Consider the following 19,970-nt stretch of genomic DNA (forward strand, 5'->3'; position numbering starts at 1 on the left):
CCTGTGTTAATATTTATCAGGTTTTTTGTGAAATGGGATAACAATTCCCTTGATAAATTTGCTGATAAACTAAATTCCGTAAAATATTGGCTTGTTGATTACTAATAGATGTATGTAAGCTTCGCAAAGTCATCCGCAGCAACAAGTTTTTTTGATGAGGTTGAATACCTAGACGTTGAATTACCAGTGATGGAAGTTCGTTATAGGGGGTATCACTTAAAACTTCCACTGATTCCAATAATTCCGCATCTTTGTCCAATATCTTTATAATGTTTTCACAAATATCCTCGATATCCGTATCTATCCCAGTGACAATCGACATATCTCGGCTGATACTGGGTTGATTAGATACCAAATTATAGGGTTCCAGGTTAGTCATCTGGGCAGCTATCCGGGGATGGGTGCTTCGTAATAAACGAATGTCATCTATCCCTTTAACTAACATTACTAATCTGTCTAATCCCCAACCAGAAGCTAATCCAGTATAACCAGGTTTTAATAAACCAGGATGCGTTTCTCCACATTCGCCAATTTCTATCCAACTACCATTTACTAAAACTTCGATTTCTAACCCGTTACGTGTGTAGGGGTGAGAAATTTCATTTAAACGATAAGAAATACCTGGAAGAATTGCAGAGATAATTGTGGAGACTAATTTTACCTAAAAACAACAATTCATCTCACCGCTAACCGTTCCGGTTTGGCGGGAGCATTCTCTCGGAGTTTAGGTAAAGGAATTAACTCTGGCATGATCGTAGTAGTATGAGTTCTTAGTAGCGTGCGATCGCTCAGGTAGCGAGTATATTTGGCAGAACGAGACAAGCTGTCATGAGGGAAATATAGCTAATTCAACGGGTTATATTTTGCTAGTAAACGAGCTAAAAGCTTAGATTCATAATTACTTAAATCTTTTGCAGATTGTTCTAATTTCTGCAAGTGGAGATAAATAGAATCATGTTCATACTCTTGTACGCTTTGTTCTAGTTTGCCATATAGTTCTTGATAGTTGAATTCATTGGCAAAAGCTAAGGAAATTTTTTCTCTGTCTCTACCAAGTTTCTGTCCGTTAAACTGATGATTACCTTGAACATCTTGGTTTACTAAACCAAATGCCAACCCTAACATCAGAGTTTCGTAAGCCATACTCAATTCTTTACTTGTGCCAATTTCTTCTGGGATTATATCAGGTATATTGTCATTTTGCTGTTCAATAGAGTTCTTTTCATAGCAGTCTCGATAAAATTCAATTTGGCTGAGAAAGTAAGCAGGGAAACCTAAAGAACGTACTAAAACACATATATTTCTTTCATCTTCTGCGACAAAAGGTGTTAAGGTACGGCTAAAGCGGCTGTAAAGCCGGAGTATTTCTTCTTTATCTTTTGCTCCTACCCAAAGGTTAATTTCTGGTTGAGATGTAGGGTTTAGATGAGCATCGCCATCTTGAAGACGTAATAACAGTTTGGCACTATTATAAAGTTGATTCAATCGAACATTGGCGGTGTTGTTTGAAATCAAATCTGATTTTAAGACTTCACCAATCGATAATTGATTGAGATGTTCAAACTGTTTTCTGGCAAAAAATAGCAATTTATTTTGAAACTCTTGATTAGAAATTTGCCAAGATTGAGAACGGCTAACTTCTTCTTGAGTGAATTTATTAATCGGTAGTTCAGATAAAACTGTTTGATGGTAATAAACATCAATATCTGAATTGCTTAAAATTGCTAATCTAGTTTCTGAGTAATTTGTAGATGCTTTCTCATGTTGAGAAATTAAAATCTCATATATTTGAGAAAAGTTAGATAAAGCTTGACTTAACGTGATACTTCTTTGCTTACCTATATTAAGCAAATGATTGACTACTTCAACGCGAATTTTTTGAGCATAAAGGTCATATTCTAACTTTAATTGCTCGTTATAGTTGCGGCGCAATTCTACACCAGTAGCCTTTAAACTACTTTCTAGACGTTTAATTTGTTTTTGGCTTTTTTGAATGCGATCGCGGATACTAGTGCTATACTTCAGCCAAACTAAACCTAAGTAAGTCAATATTGTAACTAAACCCCAAAGTAAGTAATTAAATAAATTACCGCCTAGATTTTGTAATAACAACCAAAGAGTTGATTGACTAAAAAGCCCAGTTAAAACTATCCCTCCAACTAAGAAAATAGCAACAACCGCAGGGCAAATAATCAGATAGAAGGAGCGAAAACGGCTTTCTTCTGCTAGCAGTTCATTTAACTGGTCTGTAGCTGTTTCTAGTTGATTTTCTAAGGAATTTAACTGTTTTTGCGCTAAAGTAATCGCTGCTTGCGCTTTGGTTCTAGCATCATCAATTGCTACTAAGCGGGTTTGCCGAGTTTGTTCAATTTCTGTATTGATGGCTTGATGATAATCAGTAACAGCAACTTGTAATTTTTCTTGAATTTTCTGTAGTTCTTGGGTGGCGGCTTCGGAATTAGTTTCGGCTAAGGTGTCTTGTAATTGCTGCCGTTGCCATTTTAAATTAAAAATTTCATTGAGCAGATTTTGGCTGTTTTCTTTGTTAATTATGACTTGCAATTTGCTATCTAAAAAAGCTTCGGCAGCACGTAGTTCTGTAACTAAATTTTCCGGGCGATCACTAATAGATTCACTTTGCAATTCCACATAAGAATTAGTCAAGATATTGGATAATCTGACAGCTTCATGCAAGCCACTGGTTACAGCATCAGCATATTCATTAATTCTCCTGTCTAAAAGTTTAGTTAATGCTGCTTGTGCTTGTTTACCACAACTTTCTAGGGTGCGCTTATATGAAATTAGCTCTTTATTTTCAAATTGCTTATAAGCACGTTGCAATTCAATTCCATATTCTTGAACTTTACCAGGACGAATATCAATTCGAGGACTAAAATCTTGCCAAACTGGTTTACCGTTATCTCGTTCTAATTGCTGTAAAGCATCGTTGTATTCTTCACTCAGGACAAATTCTTTAGCATTTAACAGCAATTGACGATTTGCGTCTGGAGTGAGTTTTGCTTGGGGTAAAAACTCCTGTATGACAATATCTGCGGCTAAGGCTGAACTCAAACGGTCTATAACTATGTCTGCTGGGAAAAATAACTCTCCATAGCCAAATGTACTGTAAGCACCAATTTTCCCCCGCACTGTATGTATACCAATCAACAAGCCACCTGTTTCTGGTTCAAGAGTTAAAAAACCTGCAAAAGCATCAGCGTAGCTATTTAAATTAACTCCTAACTCTCCAATACGTTCATCAATCAACCAACAATTATCAAAGGGTGGTCTTTTTTGAGTACCAGAAATGACCACTCCTTGAGTCATTTTGTCGTCTAATTCTTTCAAAAATTGATAAGCAACACTATAATTTTCAGTTCTGGCTTGAGCAAATAACCCTGGTAAAAGCAACAAAGTCTCTAAACTATGGGGGATATCTGCAAAATATTTACTAAATAGCCAATGAATCAAGCGGGACAGTTCAAATATCACCTCTCGTCCGCGCTGATCGCAGGCTGAAAACATGATATATATTCTATACCCAGAACTGATTTCAACTCCGGCATTTTTCACGGCGATCGCTTCTGGAGTTTGCTTAACTGATTTAATTAAATTAATTAAAATAGTTTGCAGTTCCTTTGTCCCTTGTTGAAACTGTTGACTCAGTTGTGATATGTAAGCTTGTTTTGGGTTTATCAAGTTGAGGTCAAAACTTGCATCAGCAAACTTATCTAATTCATCACTAAACCCAAAAGTTTGACCGTCCCAAGTGAAAGTATAAGCCTCAATTAAACGACTTTGAACAGAGGATAATGGTTGAAGTTGCCGCTTGATAGCTGCACATAAAGCGGCACTATGAGGGTCGAGAGCAAGTAAAATAGTTGGTTTTGACATGATGCTAGTACAAAAAGGCTGAAGTCTGAAGTCTAAAATTTTGTAATGTGTGCTTTATTGGAGCTAACCTTTACTAGCTAATTACATCTAAATCTTCTACGTAAGCCTCAATTTCTTGAATTTCCATTTCCACCTGTTCTTTAATTTGTATATCAACTTTGCCCTCTTTTAAAAGCTGATTGAGGTGTTTGATGTAGTTTTCTAAAGAGTGTCTAGCTTTTTCTTTATCTTTATCAGTGATTTGCTCGACTTTACTCTCGATTTCTTTAATCAGTGGTACATTATTTTTGAAGGCTCTGAATGCTGATTTGCGATCGCTTCCTAAAGGCAAAATACCATCTTCTAATCTTCTCGCTTGGTCTGTATGTACAAAATATTGTCGTTTCTGATTGACAATCAATGAATAAGGTTGAGGTGCTAAAGCTAAAGCAAACCAGCGTAAAGCTCCGCCATCATCTTCTGGGGGAATTAAATTCGGTAAATTTGTCCAATTACGATGTAGGTGTTTGAAGACTTTATCCGGATCTAAATAAGCTAGTTCCATATCTTTCACCCCATTCAGCGCAAACAAAGGTACGCCTATTTCTACGCGAAACAGTGTCAGTTTATGGGGTTCACCTGTCGGTACAAAAGAAGCATTACCTTTACCTTTAGGTATACGACTAGAAAGCGGTGGGTCACTAAAAATAGTGTTATTACTTTCTACTCCGTAGTAATAAAATTCTGTAATGACGTGCTGTTGTTTAGCTGGAATTTCTGCGTCTTGATATTGCCACAAAGGAACTGCAAGTTTACCAAGTTGTTGTAAATCTTGTCCGGCATCTTCTGGGTTACTAGCCGCCAAGACTTGCTCAACATTCATACTGGTGAGTGGACGATAAGTTTCATCCATAAATGCCAAGATTTCATCTTTAACATCTTCAGCTTTTTTCTCAGACCAATTAGTTAAACTTTGAGACTGTTCTCGATACCAACGGATGAAGTCTTCGCCACTAACTTTAGGGCGTTTCGATTCTAAGTCAACGCGCTGAATAGTGTGAATAAAAGGATTATCAGAATTACCTTGACGGCTAACTTCGATGTAACTTTGTTCTAAATCTCGGTAAACTTTATCTAGGTTGCTGTGAATGCGTTGACATTTTTCTTGAATCTCTTCTAGCTTAGTTCGTAGAACACCACACAGTTCTGCTGCTTTATCACACCGCTTCCAATGTAAATATATCCGCCACTTTTGATCAGCCCTTTCTTTAAATCTTTGACAAGCTGCTTGGATATTATTTTTATTAACAAAAATACCTCCGGCTGCTTCTTTAATTTTTTCTTCTTGTGGTTCTAATTTTAAAGCATTAAAGTTAGATTGTGCTTCTTTGGCTTTACGCTGCACATTTTGTTGTAATTCATCTATATTTTGGGCGAGTTTGCTGACAAATTGGATTGTAGAAGCTAGACCATTGGGACGGTTAAGACTGCGCTCTAACCAAGCTGAAATAGTAGTAGTTGCAATTTGTTCTAAGCGATAGAAATTCATCGCTAAATCTTTAGCAGTTTTTTGTTCCATTTGGTCTAACTGCCGCTTGTACAATTCTTGAATCGTCGGTAAAGATGTCCGGTCAAATTTCATTTCACCGATGCGAAACTCTGGTTTGACTTGTCCACCGCGATCGCTTTCTGTCAAACTATCTAAAAGTGTAGTTGCTTCTGCTAATTTGCAGTCTTGTAAAAAACGGTCTATTTCGTTTCCGATATCAATATTTGCAATAGAAGACATCAACTCATTTTTGAGCAAGTTTTGTGCATCTTCTAATTTCATCCGCTCATACTGTTGTACTGGCAAAGTCAAAGTTGCAAAGCCAAAACTACAGTAATTGATATTTCTGCCTCGAACTTTCTCACCAGTTGCCAAATAAGCCCGAATATTATCAGCGACGTTAGCAGCATCTAACCCAATTTGCGAGCCAATTTGAATATATAAACCATCAGCAATTAAATTTTGTAAGTCATTAGGACGACTTATAACAGTGCCATTTTTGTTCACACCATCCATTAAAAATACCGCATCGAAGGGAGGGCGGTCTGCTTTAACTTTGGTAATAGCGTAATCAATTTCTAAGGTATTTGATGGTGATAAATTCCAAAAGTGTTCTATCTCCTTCAGCGCACCATAAGCATTAGATTTCACTAGGTGAGTTTGGGGAAGATTCGCAAAGACTCTAGGTAATACAAAAACCCCGGTAATATTAGAAAAACTATTAAGATATTGGCGGCATAAAAACGCCACATCTAAAAAAGTGCCGCTTCCTGTTCCTCCAGCTAAACTCCCAACAATAAAAACTTCTACTCCATCACGGTTAGAAACTTGAAAGTTATCTGAATATGCTTGTTTACTACTGCGAATTTCGCGCACAGCATTAATCGCCTGGGCTATTAAACCGTTAATATCGCCTACTTTGGCAAAAAAGGCTAACCGTCCACGGGCGCGAATCTGTCCAGCACCACTAATTAGGCTAGATGTAGGGATATTTTTAGGCCACCATTCCTCAATATGATCGTTGCGTGTATAAGGGCCTGGATTGGCAACAGAAATTGCATACAGTTCATTAGGTTCTAAAACAACTTTAGTACCATCTGGTGATTTTTCCCGGCTTTGAATATTTTCGGTTGTATCAATAGAAAGAAAGTGAATAATTTCTGGTACTTCGCCGTAAGCATCAATAAAGCGTTTTTTCAGCTTGAGTACAACTTCATAACCTGTACCTCCTAACCCGATGACAACAGTAGGGCGAAAAACAACTGTGGGACGTGACATTTAATTTCCTCTGATATCTTTAAAAGTTTGCCAGCCCACTGTTTTGTTCATAGGGCCGTTGATTGCCAATCCAGTTAAATCGCAGCTTTACGTTACCAAGCTGGATTGTATCTTCATCGTATAGTTGAACTTTAGTGAACTTTTCATTATTGACAAAATTATTACCTTGTAAACTCCGTAGATATACATATTTTTTACCAACTTGCCAATCGATAAATAATTCAGCATCACAATTTGTAAGTGCGATCGCTGAAACTATTTCACTCAAATTGATTTTTTGCTTGTGCTGATGGGTAAGACTGATGTATTGTTCTTCTGGTGATATTGGTGCTGGTTCTAGTAGTTCTAATTCCCCTTCTAAATGGTTGCGTGTGCGAATATCTTGAGCTAATTCCCACGGGGTTTTACGTTGAATTAAGCAAAATATCGTTAAGGTAATTAATAAAATCAGCAATACTAATACTGACCAAATAAAGATTTTCCGCCCCAGTGGCATCAAGATTTGGAGTTGCACTTTGGCATTCAGAGATTTAGCTAAAGACTGATCAGGAGTAATAACTACATTAAAAGTACGTTTCCCGTCAAAACTGCTATTAGCAACCGCAAACTGTAGAGGAATTTTAGTTTCTCCAACTCTTAAAGATACGCCTGCTAATGGTTGTTTTAAAGTGACATCTTGAGGATTGCCTTGCAGTTGTAAATTAGCTGTGCCTGATATATTACTGCGAATGACTAAAATTTGTGTTTGACTAGTTTTACCTGCTTCTATAGAACCGAAATCTAAATTGTTTGTTAGCAGTGATAATTGCGGCTTAATAGTGATAGGTAGATCAATTATTTGCGGTGCAACCGCTTTATCTGTTGCTGATACTATCAGGCCCAAATTGCTAGTACCACCTAGCACTTTAGCAGGAATTTGTAATTTGACAGAAATGGTTGTTAATTTATTAGCTTTTAGGTTAATTGCGCTATTAGGTGCAACTAAGCGGATGCCGCTTTGCTTATTGTCTTGTAGCTTTAAATTTACCTTGGTATCGACATTACTAATACTATTAATTTTTAATGCTTCTGTTGTTGTTCCTGGTAATATTGGCTGCAAATTAGCAGTAGATACATCAACATCAAGCTGCGGTTTAATCAGTATTGGTCGAATACTTTGAGCTAATTGATTAAGTTTTACACCACCAGGATCTCGCAATACCTGTCCTTTACCACATAATGCTGGACTGTTAGCAAAATCATTTAGTTGCTTTTCGTGTTCTTTCAGGCCTAAAGATACGAAAAATACATAAGGTTTACATTGTTGTTGACGCAAAAGCTGGGTACTTTGAGGAATCGGTACAGGGTTAGGAATACCTTGCACATCTTCCAAACCATCTGTCAAAAAGACTACACTGACAGTGCGATCGCCTGCATTAGTACGTTGGTTTAATTCAGCAGAAGTTTGCAGTGCTTGTTGTACAGCTTTACCTGTGTGGGTACGCACACCGTCAGCTGTAAAAGTATTAATTATCTGCTTAAGTTTGCCGCGATCGGGATTACTACTAATTCTGATTTCTTGAGCTTTTAAGCTGACATCCCGGTCAAAAGTATAGATAGTAATGGTATCGCCTAATCTAGCAGTGTTAACAAATTCAGTAATAGATTTTTTTACTTGCTCAAAAATATTTTTTGTTCCACCTGCACCTCGCATAGATGCAGAAGTATCTACTACTAAAATCCAATCAATTCCACCTTGGGGAGTCTGAGCTAATGCACTACCAAAGTGAGTAATTAACATAATAGCTAAAACAAAAATACTTTGTAATGAGCTAACTTCCAACAAATAATTAAGATGTTTTAACCTCATTAATCGAAGTCTCCAGCCATATAGATTATGACTCCTAATGCTTTGACATAAATATCTTTCTATTAGTACTTAGACAAAAGGTTTTCTCCGGCTTCGCCTAATTTTTCTATTAAGACTTCAATTTGCTTTACTGCAAGTTTTGAAGGATTAGTATGCCCATTTTCCCAACGATTTACTGTTGGAAAAGTCACACCAAGAATTATGGCAAATTCTTCTTGAGTCAAGCCCATTAACTGCCTGATTTCTTGGATAAGCTGACCAATTTTTGGTTGGTTAATGATTATTCTTTTTTGAATTGACATTCAACTTTCCATCATATTAGGGCGATGGATATAACAAGTGATATATCAAGCTATATATTAACTGCTTCTTTAGTCAATGTCACGTCTTTTATAATACTCAGTATTTATCCTGACAAGACATCTAGGTTATATATTTTTAGACCGCAAAATATATCGAAGTAGCGCACATACTGATAGTATTTTTGACAAAAGATTGAAGAAATATTAACGGTTATTCCGCAAAATTAACAATCAGTAGGTTAAGTTATCGATTAGGCGATCGCAACCCCATTTCATTTTATCTTTCTCAACATTAAACATACTCCTGGGTAAACTAAGCACAACAATTTGTATCCATACATCATCAGGTTCCAGCTGATGTCCAGTAACTCAGAGGGGAAAAGAAAATGGTAAAGACAAGTTATGAATTTGAGCAACCCATACTACCTGCGGGATTTTCATCAAGGGCTAATGTTTTGCTGCGTTTTCGCGCTGATGTACCTGAATCTCCCCGACGCAGCCTTAACCTTTCTCTAGTAATTGACCGTTCGGGTTCGATGGCTGGCGCACCTTTACACCATGCGCTGCAAGCTGCTGAATCTGTTGTAGATCAACTTGAGCCAAAAGATACTCTCTCGGTAGTTGTTTATGATGATGTGGTAGATACTGTTGTTTCACCTCAGCCTGTTACCGATAAATCTGCGCTGAAAAAATCTATACGCCGAGTCAGGGCGGGTGGTATTACCAATTTATCGGGAGGCTGGCTTAAAGGGTGTGAATATGTCAAAAACCAGCTTGATACGCAAAAAATTAACCGTGTGCTATTGCTAACCGATGGTCACGCCAACATGGGTATTCAAGACCCAAAAATACTCACCGCAACATCAGCACAAAAAGCCGAGGAAGGAATCACCACAACTACTTTAGGTTTTGCCCAAGGCTTCAATGAAGATTTGCTCATTGGTATGGCGAGGGCGGCTAGTGGTAACTTCTACTTTATTCAAAGTGTTGATGAAGCGGCTGAAGTGTTCAGCATTGAACTAGATAGCCTCAAAGCCGTAGTCGGTCAGAACCTCAAAGTAACACTGGAATTAGCTGATGGTGTGACACTGGTTGACACTTTGAGTGTGGCTAAAGTTAGTCAAAATCAAGCTGGTCAAACTGTAATTACTTTGGGAGAACTTTACGAGAGCGAGGATAAGCTACTGGGTTTGAGTTTAATGATATCCTCGGTTCAAGTAGGCGAATTACCTGTGATGAAACTGCATTACAGTGCAGATGTTATCCAAAATGACATCATTCAAAACGTTTCAGGTACAACAGATGTCATCGCCAAATTCGGCACAGTTGAAGAAGCAGCGCAAGCTTCTTCTAGTCATATCATCCTTGACCTCAGCCGCCTGAAGATTGCAAAAGCTAAAGAAACAGCCCTCGAACTTGCAGAACAAGGACAGCATCAAGAAGCGGAAAAAATATTGCGTGATTTAGTACAATCTCTGCGAGACCAAGGCTTAAACGAGAATTTTGAAATTGCTGAGGAAATCGATCAGCTGGAGTATTTTGCAGGTAGAATTGCTCAAAAAGCCCTAGGAAATGCCGGGCGCAAAGAACTACGCGACCAAAGTTTCCAAACGATGACACGTAACCGCAGTGACCTAGCTGGTCGTGGTGTGACGGCTGGCGATGAAGTCTACGCGATGTCGGTTGTGAATGAAATTGGTTCAGGTGTGGAACTAACCTGTGTTCGGGAAGGCGGTAAGCTGCGGGTTAAAGTCGTATCTGATGGTTACGATGCTAATAAAAACGTGCAATTCCCTCGCGCTATTCGTGCTGAAGGTGCGCGATATGTAGTGGAAAACGTGGAACTTTCTAGTGATGGCAGTTTTTATCGTGTAGTTGGCACAATCAACCGTTTTGCGAAACCAGGCGAAGCAGACATTTTCTTTGCGCCCAGACAATCAAGGTCTAGTAGTTCTTCAGGTAAAGCATCAAAAGCCCCAGCCACTGCCGCCGACCTGGTGACTACTGACACTATAGATAATGGTGTTTTAGTTCAATGTGTTAAAGATGGCAGTAAACTACGCGCTAGGGTAGTTTCCGACGGATATGAACCAGATTGGAATATGCGTTTTCCCCGTTCTATCCGCGAGGAAGGAATGTTGTATGTAGTTGATGAAATTAAGACAGCACCCGATGGCAAGTCTTATATTGCTTGTGGTGATATTAAGCGGTTTGTGCAAAGTACTAATTGAAGGGTTTAGGGGTGTAAGGGGGTAATACCAATTCATTAGACCTCTTGCATAAATATTTTTTGTCTCGCGCAAAGGCGCAAAGACGCAAAGAAAAGCTCGCCAATAGCGAATTTTGCAAGAAGTCTATTCTTTCCTCTATACCCTTTAGCTATTGATATCACGCTTCAATTAGTGGTTGATAATCATCGGGGTTATCAAAGCCAGCAACCCAGGCGGCTGCTTGATGGCAAGTCCGCATATAGGGAGGAACGCGCAATACGTGAATGTGTGCTGTGGATGGACAGGTGACTTTTAAGACCATTAGGGGTTCGTCATCTTCAAAGGGAATATAGACAAGTTGACGATCGCCACCTATATCTGTATCACGATCGCGGATTAATCCTCCCACTTGCTGCAAAAATGTTTCATATCCGAGGCGTTCAATTAGCACTCGCCGCAATTCAACGTTATTTATCTTGAGAATATCTTGCCCGGTGATGGAGTCGGATTCAAAGGCAATGGAATCGTTTACCTCTACACCCCGCCAACGTAAAACGAAACCATGTCCTTTTCCTAAACCTGTAATCCCACTTCCCGCTAACTCAATCCACCGTGTAACATGAAGACCTTCAGGAAGGGTGGTTAAATTAACGCAATCACTAATATCTAAACTTTCACAAGTCAGATTTTCTGGTAAGTTGACTAGTTCTGTCGCACCACTTAAATCTAGATGTCCCAAAACGCGTATCCCATCCCAGGCGCGATGTTCTAGGATGAGTTTTCGTCCCATTTGTGCTGATACAGGTTCGTGGCTTATGTTGGGCGGTTGCTTAACTCGTTTTTTGGGTACACGCCCACCAGACATCATGTGCAGCATCAATCTTCTACCTCTACATAAGCATCAGGACGATATTCTCGTTGTCTCCACACGCGGTAAAGTCCTGGAGGTAGTTCAATTGCCCGATGTTCTTCGTGAATTAAGGTAGCACCTGCTTGTTTTACTTCTAAAAACAAATCGCTACCATACACCCACAACTGAACGCGGTCAGATTCTTGTATGCGATGGCTGTGTCCTGTAACTTCACCGTGCGCTAGGGTTGTACCTACGCGTTTTTGCGCCGTATTGGGTATGCGGTTAATCCGCCGCAGCAAAACGTCACCGTGTCGATAAAGCGCGTTGGCTTGATTAATCGAGGATTTGCCGTTACTCAACATACAGTATTTCAGTTTTGAAATGCGTATTTATTGTAGTACATATTTACTAAATTAAGTATATTTTTGGTAATAAATTTACAATTTCTGTTTAACAAATATCTGGCTTCTTGTGGTGCTTGGCTTTCCTCTACAGTAGTCAGTACCATCAATGCTACCCAAATTGGTAAGGAGCGAATATCCCCTAATTCATCCAAATACACTCGATGCACTTGTTCGCCGTTCAATAATGAGCGATGAGGATGAATATCACACTGTTCAATACTAGTATTAGCAAGCTGCGCCCCATATATTACCAATTTATAGGATATAAGGCTAAATAAACAAGCATAAAACCACAGATAAATACCGAAATTCACACTGTATCAGTGTTTATCTCTTGTTCATCTGTGGTTTGGATGAATTTTGCCTTCAATTCCAATAGAAATTATTGGAATTGAAAGCTAGAAAATTCTAGACAGAAGCGAAGTAAACTTTAGACTTCACAGGGTCAGGAGTCATGGTTTTATCGCCTGGTTGCCAACCTGCGGGGCAAACTTCATCAGGATGTGATTGGACATACTGAATAGCTTGTAGTGTCCGTAGGGTTTCATCAACGCTACGACCAAATGCTAGGTTGTTAATAGTAGCGTGTTGGATGATACCATCTTTGTCAATCAAGAATAGTCCACGCAAAGCAACACCAGCTGCTGGGTCAAGGACGTTGTACGCTGCGCTAATTTCTTTCTTGATGTCGGAAACTAGGGGATAATTGAGGTCGCCTACGCCACCAGATTTGCGATCGGTTTGAATCCAAGCTAGGTGGGAGAACTCACTATCAACGGAAACACCGAGAACTTCAGTGTTAAGTTTCTTGAATTCTTCGTAGCGATCGCTAAATGCTGTGATCTCAGTAGGACAAACAAAGGTAAAGTCTAGGGGGTAGAAAAATAAGACAACATACTTACCACGATAGTCGGACAGTTTGATTGTCTTGAATTCCTGATCTACTACAGCAGTTGCTGTAAAGTCAGGAGCTTGTTGACCAACGCGCAGGCTTCCTTCTGTTCCGTAAGTGAGGGACATTAACTTTATTCTCCTTCAACTTATATATGTTTTACTAGCGTGAGTATTCGGGTCAGGTAAAACTCACCCTTCCACTCTGTCTCACCTTTCAGGTACTCTTGTCTACGACACGCTTTGCGAACGAGAACCCCTTTGGGGAACACAGTCCCCTAGGGCTGATTCACAGTTTAATTACGATCTGTTACGACTATATCATAGTCATAACGATTTTGAGTAGCAAATGACCAATTTAGATACAAGAGAATGGTTACTCACTAATGGCTTAGGCAGTTTTGCCAGTGGTACAGTTTCTGATGTGCGGACACGGACTTATCACGGTTGGTTATTTGCCGCCACAAATCCACCTTCCGGGCGGACACTTTTGCTATCGCATATAGAAGCAAGCTTAGAAGTATCTGGTAGGGTTGTGGCACTGGGGACAAATATCTGGGGTAGTGGTCAGATCGAGCCTACTGGCTACAAATTGCTGCACTCATTTGAGATTAACCCAGTTCCCAAATGGATTTGGAGTGAAGATAGTTGGCAGTTAAGCAGACAGTTGGTCATGCCTTATGGTTGGGAAGGTAATCGAAAAGATCACCCAACTTCTTCTTCTCTATCCCATCGGATTTTGATTCACTATCGTTATGATGGTTTAAATACAGCAATTTTAAGACTGCGGCTATTAATTGGCGATCGCGACTTTCACCATCAGCAAACTGCTGGGCCTGGGTTACAGTTCTCTCAATTACTAGGAACTCAGCAAGTCTGTTTGCAAGCAATTTCTGATGGTGGTTTTGGTAAGCCTTGGCACTTGCGCTGGACACAGGGCAAATATCAAGCAGATGCAGTGTGGTATTGGAATTACGGCTTACCAGAAGAAATGCGTCGGGGATTAGGCGATCGTGAAGACCTCTATAGTCCTGGTTATTTAAGCGTTACACTCCAACCAGGAGATACCGTAACTTTAGAAGCACGGCTAGGCTTTCCCGATCCCCAGCATAGCCTTCTAGCCCCAGAAACCTTTGCCGAAGCCTTAGAAGCTGAACAAGAAAGGCTCTGTCAGATTTTTGGATGTAGTCCAAAAGAAAATGGCGACCAGCAGCTGGGAACTCCAAATTGGCCAAAGACAAAATTACCCACCCATACCCAATCTGTCATTTGGCATCGCCTCCTGAAAGCCAGTGATCAATTTATTGTTTATCGAGCTTCAATCAATGGGCCTACCGTCATTGCAGGTTATCACTGGTTTAATGATTGGGGACGGGATACTTTAATTGCGTTGCCTGGTTTAGCATTAGTGACGCGACGCTTTGAACTCGCAAAAGGTTTATTAGAAACTTTTGGCCGTTACTGTCGCTATGGTTTAATTCCTAATGCCTTCCCCGATGCCGATAATGAACCTTTTTATAACAGCATTGATGCTGCCCTGTGGTGGATTGAAACATTAGGGCTTTACTTAGAAGCCACTCAAGACTGGGAGTTTTTAGCAGAGCAATTTCCTGTAGTCCAACAAATCCATAAAGCTTTTATTGGTGGTACGCGTTATAACATTCATGTAGATGCAACTGATGGCTTAGTGGGTTGGTATGCGCGCGGTGTAGCTTTAACCTGGATGGATGCAGTTGTGAATGGGCAACCTGTCACTCCTCGTCACGGCAAACCAGTAGAAATTAATGCCCTGTGGTACTCCACACTTTGTTGGATGAGCCAATGGGCAGAAAGGTTAAGTTATCTGCAAGTAGGAGATGCAGCGCGCTTCAGCAAACAGGCACAGCGTTATGCTCAACAAGCAAAGCAAGTCAAACTCTCACTCCAAAAATTTTGGAATCAGGATTTAGGATATTTTTACGACACAATTGAACCGGACGATCGCCGCAATTCCCAAATCCGCCCTAATGCTGTCATCGCCCTATCTTTGCAGCATTGTGGATTTACCCAAGAGCAAGGTCGTCAGGTAATAGACTTAGCCACCTATCGCTTGCTAACTCCCTATGGGTTACGTAGTCTGGATGCCGTCGATCCAGAATACATTGGCAAGTATACAGGCAATCCTCAAGAACGCGATCGCGCCTATCACCAAGGCACAGTTTGGAGTTGGTTGATTGGGCCATTTGTACGTGCTTGGCAACGTTTTTATCCCCAACAACCCCTACCCTTTGATTGGCAACCACTATTAGACCATTTTGTCTCTGATGCTTGTGTTTACTCTATCTCCGAGATTTTTGATGGCGACCCACCCCACACACCAAAAGGTGCGATCGCTCAAGCTTGGTCTGTAGCTGAGGTGATTCGTCATATCCATGATTGCTAATTGCTCATACTATTTAATAGGGTTGGGGGAACCGGGAGCAGAATAGTTTTAAGTAGAAACAAGTAACTATGAAAACTTTTCAAGTTATCTATTTTACTGTTGCCTATTCCTTGTTCTTTTTGGCTGCGGGGTGAGTAACTTGGGCTAGGAGGTGAAATATAGGATTTAGCTGCAACTTGCTACCTTAGAAATATTACCAAAATACGATTTGATGCTGTCAGCCTAGTTTTCATTGGTATGCAAGACTTTGTAGTAAATTTTTTTAGCACCGACTCATTTATTCCTCACGGTCACTGCTACCTGTGGAAACCAGGGTTAGTTTGGTTACACATAATTTCTGATGCCATCATTGCCCTGGCTTACTATTCCATTCCCTTAACGTTGTTCTACTTTGTTCGCAAACGGCAAGATTTACCTTTTTCTTGGATATTTTTGTTATTTGCTGGGTTTATTATTTTTTGTGGCACAACGCACATTTTTGAGATTTGGACACTCTGGCATCCAACTTATTGGTTATCGGGAACTCTCAAAGCTGCAACAGCGATTGTCTCATTATTTACAGCGATCGAACTTGTCGCATTATTGCCAAAAGCACTCGCTTTACCTAGTCCGTTGCAATTAAGAGAAGCCAACAAGGCATTACAGACACAAATAGAAGAACGCTTGCAAGTTGAGAAGCAACTTAGGCACTTACAAGACGAACTAGAGCAACGTGTACAAGCAAGAACAGCCCAGTTAGTGCAAGTTAATCAGCAGTTACAACAAGAAATAGATGAGCGACTCCAAGCCGAAGTTGCTTTGCGAATCAGTCGTGAGCGCTTACTCTTAGCGCAACAAGTGGGCAAAATCGGAACCTACGAATGGAAGATTAAAACCGGAGAATTAATTTGGACAGAAGAAATGGAGGGACTATTTGGCTTGGAACCCGAAAGTTTTGCGGGTAGCTATGAACACTGGTTAAAAAAATTATATTCAATTGATGGCGTTGATGCAGACTTCGCAGCCCAACAAACAATCACTCAAGGAAACGATTTAGCGACTGAATTGCGGATTATGCTTCCTGATGGCAGAATTCGCTGGGTCGCCACTAAGGCCAAGATTTTCTCTGATGATGGTGGTCAACCAGATCGCTTAATTGGGGTAAATATGGACATTACCGAACATAAGGAAGTCCAACAAGAACTCCAACAAACACTACAAACCTTAAGTACTCTTATCCAAGCTTCACCACTGCCAATTGTAGTCATTGAACCAAACATGAAGGTGCAACTGTGGAGTCTCGCAGCCGAGAAATTATTTGGTTGGAATGCAGTGGAAGTTTTAGGTCAACCAATTCCGATTTTTTCCCCAGATAAACAAGCAGAATTTAGCCAAATTTCTGCTGCAATTGCTAGAGGAGAACTATTTGCCGGTGTAGAAACTTGCCGTCGCCAGCATGATGATTCCAAGGTAATAGTTAGTGTTTCGACAGCACCACTTTATGACGAACAAAATAATTTCAAGTCGATTTTGCTGATTTTTCAAGATATCACCGAACAGCAAGCAATAGAGCAAATGAAAAACGAGTTCATTTCCATTGTCAGCCATGAACTGCGTACCCCACTCACCGCCATTCAAGGATTTTTAGGACTGCTAAATACTAATATTTACGACAATAGACCAGAAAAAGCCAAACGCATGATTCAACAAGCTTTAACTAATAGCGATCGCCTCGTGCGTTTAGTCAATGATATTTTAGACTTAGAGCGATTGACTTCTGGAAGAATCGAACTAGTCAAAGAAGTTTGCCACGCTGCCGATTTAATGCAAAAAGCCGTAGAAGGTGTACAGTCCATTGCCATCACTGCGGCGATTAGTATTTCAATTACGCCCACCACCGCTTGTGTGTGGGCTTGTCCTGATTTAATCATTCAAACTTTAACCAATTTATTAAGTAACGCCATCAAGTTTTCACCGCGTTACTCAATGATTTCTCTGTCTGCGGCAATTCAAGGCGACTGGGTACTCTTTCAAGTCCAAGACCAAGGTCGCGGTATTCCCGCCGATAAACTCGAAACCATCTTTGAAAGGTTTGGGCAAGTAGATATTTCTGATGCTCGTGCCAAGGGAGGTACAGGCCTTGGGTTAGCCATTTGTCAAAATATCATTCAACAGCATGATGGTAGTATTTGGGCAGAAAGTACCCTTGGGGAAGGCAGCACCTTTTATTTCACTTTGCCATTTGTTGTTTATGATTCTTTATCCAGAGTGATGAAAGAGTCCTAAAATATGGAAATATGGGTGGGGATTGAAGATTGAAAAGAAGCTGATTTTACTTGAAAAAACTGTTTGAGAATTCTTTTGAGAGAGTTTTGTTTGACTAGTTGGATAGCACTAGCAACATCTAGCCATTCTCTTTGTCTTTGTCCTACTTCAGGATAATCTTCACTGAGCATTTCAACTAACAATAAATACATCTGCACCCGGTAAATTTTGCCGCGTTTGCGATATCTGTATGTGCCGACTTTATTCACATCTACCTGACCAATGATCCCGGCTTCTTCCCAGGCTTCTTTGGCAGCCGAGGCAGGTGGACTCATACCTTTGCAAATTCCACCTTTAGGAATTACCCAATTATTGCGATCGCGGCTTGTAATCAACAAGACTTCGACGTTGCCATTTTGGCATCTATAAGGAATTACCCCCGACTGCTGGAAAATTTTGCTGACTTTTTGACTCATGAATCTTCTGGAACAGTTTAATCATAAAACAACGCAAACGGCAATTTCAGACCAGTTTCATTTTAATATAGTTATCAAGCATCAAAAATAAAGCAAATAACTTTTCAAGTAAAAAGTAAAAAATTAAAAGTAGAAAAATATTTCCTCTCAGTTTAAGGAATTTAACAAAGTATAAATGTTTTTTTTGCTACATCTGTCCAACCTCCTATTCTGAGTTTAATTCCACAAATTAGGTACTTATAGACCATATTTATTGCTTTTGCCCTTTAACTTTTTACTTTTGCCTTTTCATCTCATGCTGGCTTGTGATCTAAACGAATCGCCGCCTCTAGTGCGGCTTTTTCTTTAGCCCGGCGGGCATAAGGTTGCAATTGGGCGCGATCGCAGCCTGTTAAAATACTTAAATCTTCTAAGTTCATTCCACGCATAATCATTTCCACACGCCAAGTTTGTTGTGTTTGGGAAATGTCTGGCGGCTTTCCTTGCGGTGTAAGTAGTCCTTGTGTCCAAATTTGCCAGCGTTTTAGTATTTCCGCATCCGTCAGAGAATTACCTTCATCGCCAATAAACATAGGGGAATAATTATCTTTACGACTTTTTAACCATTTCATGAGTGGATTATTAGTGTAAGTCCCGTAATTTTTTCCTAAAATCCATTGATTTACAGGCACTTGGCGGGGTAATCCTGGGGTAGTGATTTGCAGCAAGTGACCTTGGGGATCGCATACTTGATGCGATCGTTGTAAACCAATTATTTCTGTAATTGATAAACCAGCACCAAATAACAAGTAAGCTAGAGCATAGTCTTGGATTCCTGACTTTTTGGCATTTTGCAGAATTTCATGGACTAAAACCGCTGGTAAATCAACTACTTCTTGAGTAATTAAAACTTCTTTAACTGATTGCGGTACAGAGGACATAGCACCATGTAAAAACAACTCTACTAAATTCTCTAAAAAATCGTTTCTATCTTCCCACAGTTCATGAAATTCGCTGGTGAATTCAATCACCGCATAACCCAAAATCATTCCATTGAGTAAACTAGCTAATTTCTCTGCCGGTAGGTAAGTATTTAGGTCTCCCTGCTGAATTACGGTAGCCAAATACTGCGCTACATAGCGATTAGCTTCTGTTAATCCTCGGCCTAAAGCACGGCGATTTTCCGCCGGAAATTGGTCAGCTTCACCCACCACAGACCGGACAAACTCAGGGACTCGTTCTAATGTATGTAAGCTCTCACTTGCATAGTCTTTTAAGGCTTGATAGACATTGCCAGGAGGATTCGCCCTTCTAACTAAAGATTCTCCCAAATCCTTAAACGCTGCTGATTCTTCTAACACAGCTAAAAGTAGCCCATGTTTATTGCCGAAATGACGAAATAGTGTCACTTCATTTACTTCAGCTTTTTCAGCTATTTGGCGTGTAGTAGTATTACTGACCCCCTGAGTAGTAAATAAATCTAACGCTGCTTGAATAAGTCGTTGTCGGGCTGAAACAGATTGAGATGCCATAAGAAAAATGCAAGTGGCACTTGCATAAAAAACCAATAGTTGTTACGATGCCTAATGTAAGTGATACTTGCTTAGTTCACTGTAACGAACTAGTTTACAGAATGGAAA

At 40.0% G+C, this 19,970-nt stretch carries 14 protein-coding genes and 1 pseudogene; 3 read left to right on the plus strand and 12 right to left on the minus strand.

The features are described from left to right. Positions 1-16: 16 nt before the first annotated feature. From H6G69_RS33705 to H6G69_RS00730, 6 genes are all read right to left on the minus strand, one after another. A complete protein-coding gene (locus tag H6G69_RS33705) occupies positions 17-643 on the minus strand; it encodes a hypothetical protein (protein ID WP_313950117.1) in 627 nt (208 codons plus the stop codon). 32 nt (positions 644-675) lie between these two features. Further along, positions 676-822 carry a hypothetical protein gene (locus H6G69_RS33710; protein ID WP_242071936.1) on the minus strand — a complete coding sequence of 49 codons (147 nt, stop codon included), beginning with the start codon at positions 820-822 and terminating at the stop codon, positions 676-678. A 21-nt stretch (positions 823-843) separates the two neighbouring features. After that, positions 844-3,894: a hypothetical protein gene (locus H6G69_RS33715; RefSeq protein WP_242071937.1), complete on the minus strand. Its 3,051-nt coding sequence runs from the start codon at positions 3,892-3,894 to the stop codon at positions 844-846. A 73-nt stretch (positions 3,895-3,967) separates the two neighbouring features. Further along, positions 3,968-6,700 carry a tubulin-like doman-containing protein gene (locus H6G69_RS00720; protein ID WP_190680551.1) on the minus strand — a complete coding sequence of 911 codons (2,733 nt, stop codon included), beginning with the start codon at positions 6,698-6,700 and terminating at the stop codon, positions 3,968-3,970. A gap of 19 nt (positions 6,701-6,719) precedes the next feature. Beyond that, positions 6,720-8,549: a VWA domain-containing protein gene (locus H6G69_RS00725; RefSeq protein ID WP_190680553.1), complete on the minus strand. Its 1,830-nt coding sequence runs from the start codon at positions 8,547-8,549 to the stop codon at positions 6,720-6,722. A gap of 62 nt (positions 8,550-8,611) precedes the next feature. Continuing rightward, on the minus strand, positions 8,612-8,851 hold the full coding sequence (locus tag H6G69_RS00730; RefSeq protein ID WP_190680555.1) for a DNA-binding transcriptional regulator: 240 nt from the start codon (positions 8,849-8,851) through the stop codon (positions 8,612-8,614). A gap of 386 nt (positions 8,852-9,237) precedes the next feature. Here H6G69_RS00730 and H6G69_RS00735 point away from each other — a divergent pair, with 386 nt between their 5' ends. After that, complete coding sequence (locus H6G69_RS00735; protein ID WP_190680556.1) at positions 9,238-11,082, plus strand: VWA domain-containing protein; 1,845 nt, start codon at positions 9,238-9,240, stop codon at positions 11,080-11,082. 157 nt (positions 11,083-11,239) lie between these two features. Here H6G69_RS00735 and H6G69_RS00740 read toward each other — a convergent pair whose 3' ends face one another. The 4 genes and pseudogenes from H6G69_RS00740 to H6G69_RS00755 form a co-directional block, all read right to left on the minus strand. Continuing rightward, positions 11,240-11,938 carry a DUF6745 domain-containing protein gene (locus tag H6G69_RS00740; RefSeq protein ID WP_190680558.1) on the minus strand — a complete coding sequence of 233 codons (699 nt, stop codon included), beginning with the start codon at positions 11,936-11,938 and terminating at the stop codon, positions 11,240-11,242. Beyond that, on the minus strand, positions 11,938-12,276 hold the full coding sequence (locus tag H6G69_RS00745; protein WP_190680560.1) for a hypothetical protein: 339 nt from the start codon (positions 12,274-12,276) through the stop codon (positions 11,938-11,940). The genes H6G69_RS00740 and H6G69_RS00745 overlap by 1 nt, the downstream gene beginning before the upstream one ends. 83 nt (positions 12,277-12,359) lie before the next feature. Further along, positions 12,360-12,539 (minus strand): annotated as a pseudogene (locus H6G69_RS00750) (DUF2887 domain-containing protein); the annotation flags it as partial. A gap of 187 nt (positions 12,540-12,726) precedes the next feature. Continuing rightward, a complete protein-coding gene (locus H6G69_RS00755) occupies positions 12,727-13,338 on the minus strand; it encodes a peroxiredoxin (RefSeq protein ID WP_190680562.1) in 612 nt (203 codons plus the stop codon). Between the two features lie 220 nt (positions 13,339-13,558). Between H6G69_RS00755 and H6G69_RS00760 the strand changes: the two genes are divergently transcribed. Together H6G69_RS00760 and H6G69_RS00765 are read left to right on the plus strand one after the other, a co-directional pair. Beyond that, positions 13,559-15,631, plus strand: a complete 2,073-nt coding sequence (locus tag H6G69_RS00760) for an amylo-alpha-1,6-glucosidase (protein WP_190680564.1) — start codon at positions 13,559-13,561, stop codon at positions 15,629-15,631. 237 nt (positions 15,632-15,868) lie between these two features. Then, complete coding sequence (locus H6G69_RS00765) at positions 15,869-17,896, plus strand: ATP-binding protein (RefSeq protein WP_190680566.1); 2,028 nt, start codon at positions 15,869-15,871, stop codon at positions 17,894-17,896. On the opposite strand, the gene H6G69_RS00770 is transcribed toward H6G69_RS00765, so the two are convergent. Both H6G69_RS00770 and H6G69_RS00775 read right to left on the minus strand, forming a co-directional pair. Further along, positions 17,893-18,351, minus strand: coding sequence for an NUDIX hydrolase (locus tag H6G69_RS00770; protein ID WP_190680567.1), 459 nt, complete (start codon positions 18,349-18,351; stop codon positions 17,893-17,895). The two genes, H6G69_RS00765 and H6G69_RS00770, sit on opposite strands and share 4 nt — an antisense overlap. A gap of 293 nt (positions 18,352-18,644) precedes the next feature. Continuing rightward, positions 18,645-19,862: a TetR/AcrR family transcriptional regulator gene (locus H6G69_RS00775; protein ID WP_190680569.1), complete on the minus strand. Its 1,218-nt coding sequence runs from the start codon at positions 19,860-19,862 to the stop codon at positions 18,645-18,647. Between the last annotated feature and the right edge of the window lie 108 nt (positions 19,863-19,970).

Source organism: Nostoc sp. FACHB-110 (assembly GCF_014697425.1).
Lineage (GTDB): Bacteria > Cyanobacteriota > Cyanobacteriia > Cyanobacteriales > Nostocaceae > Nostoc_B.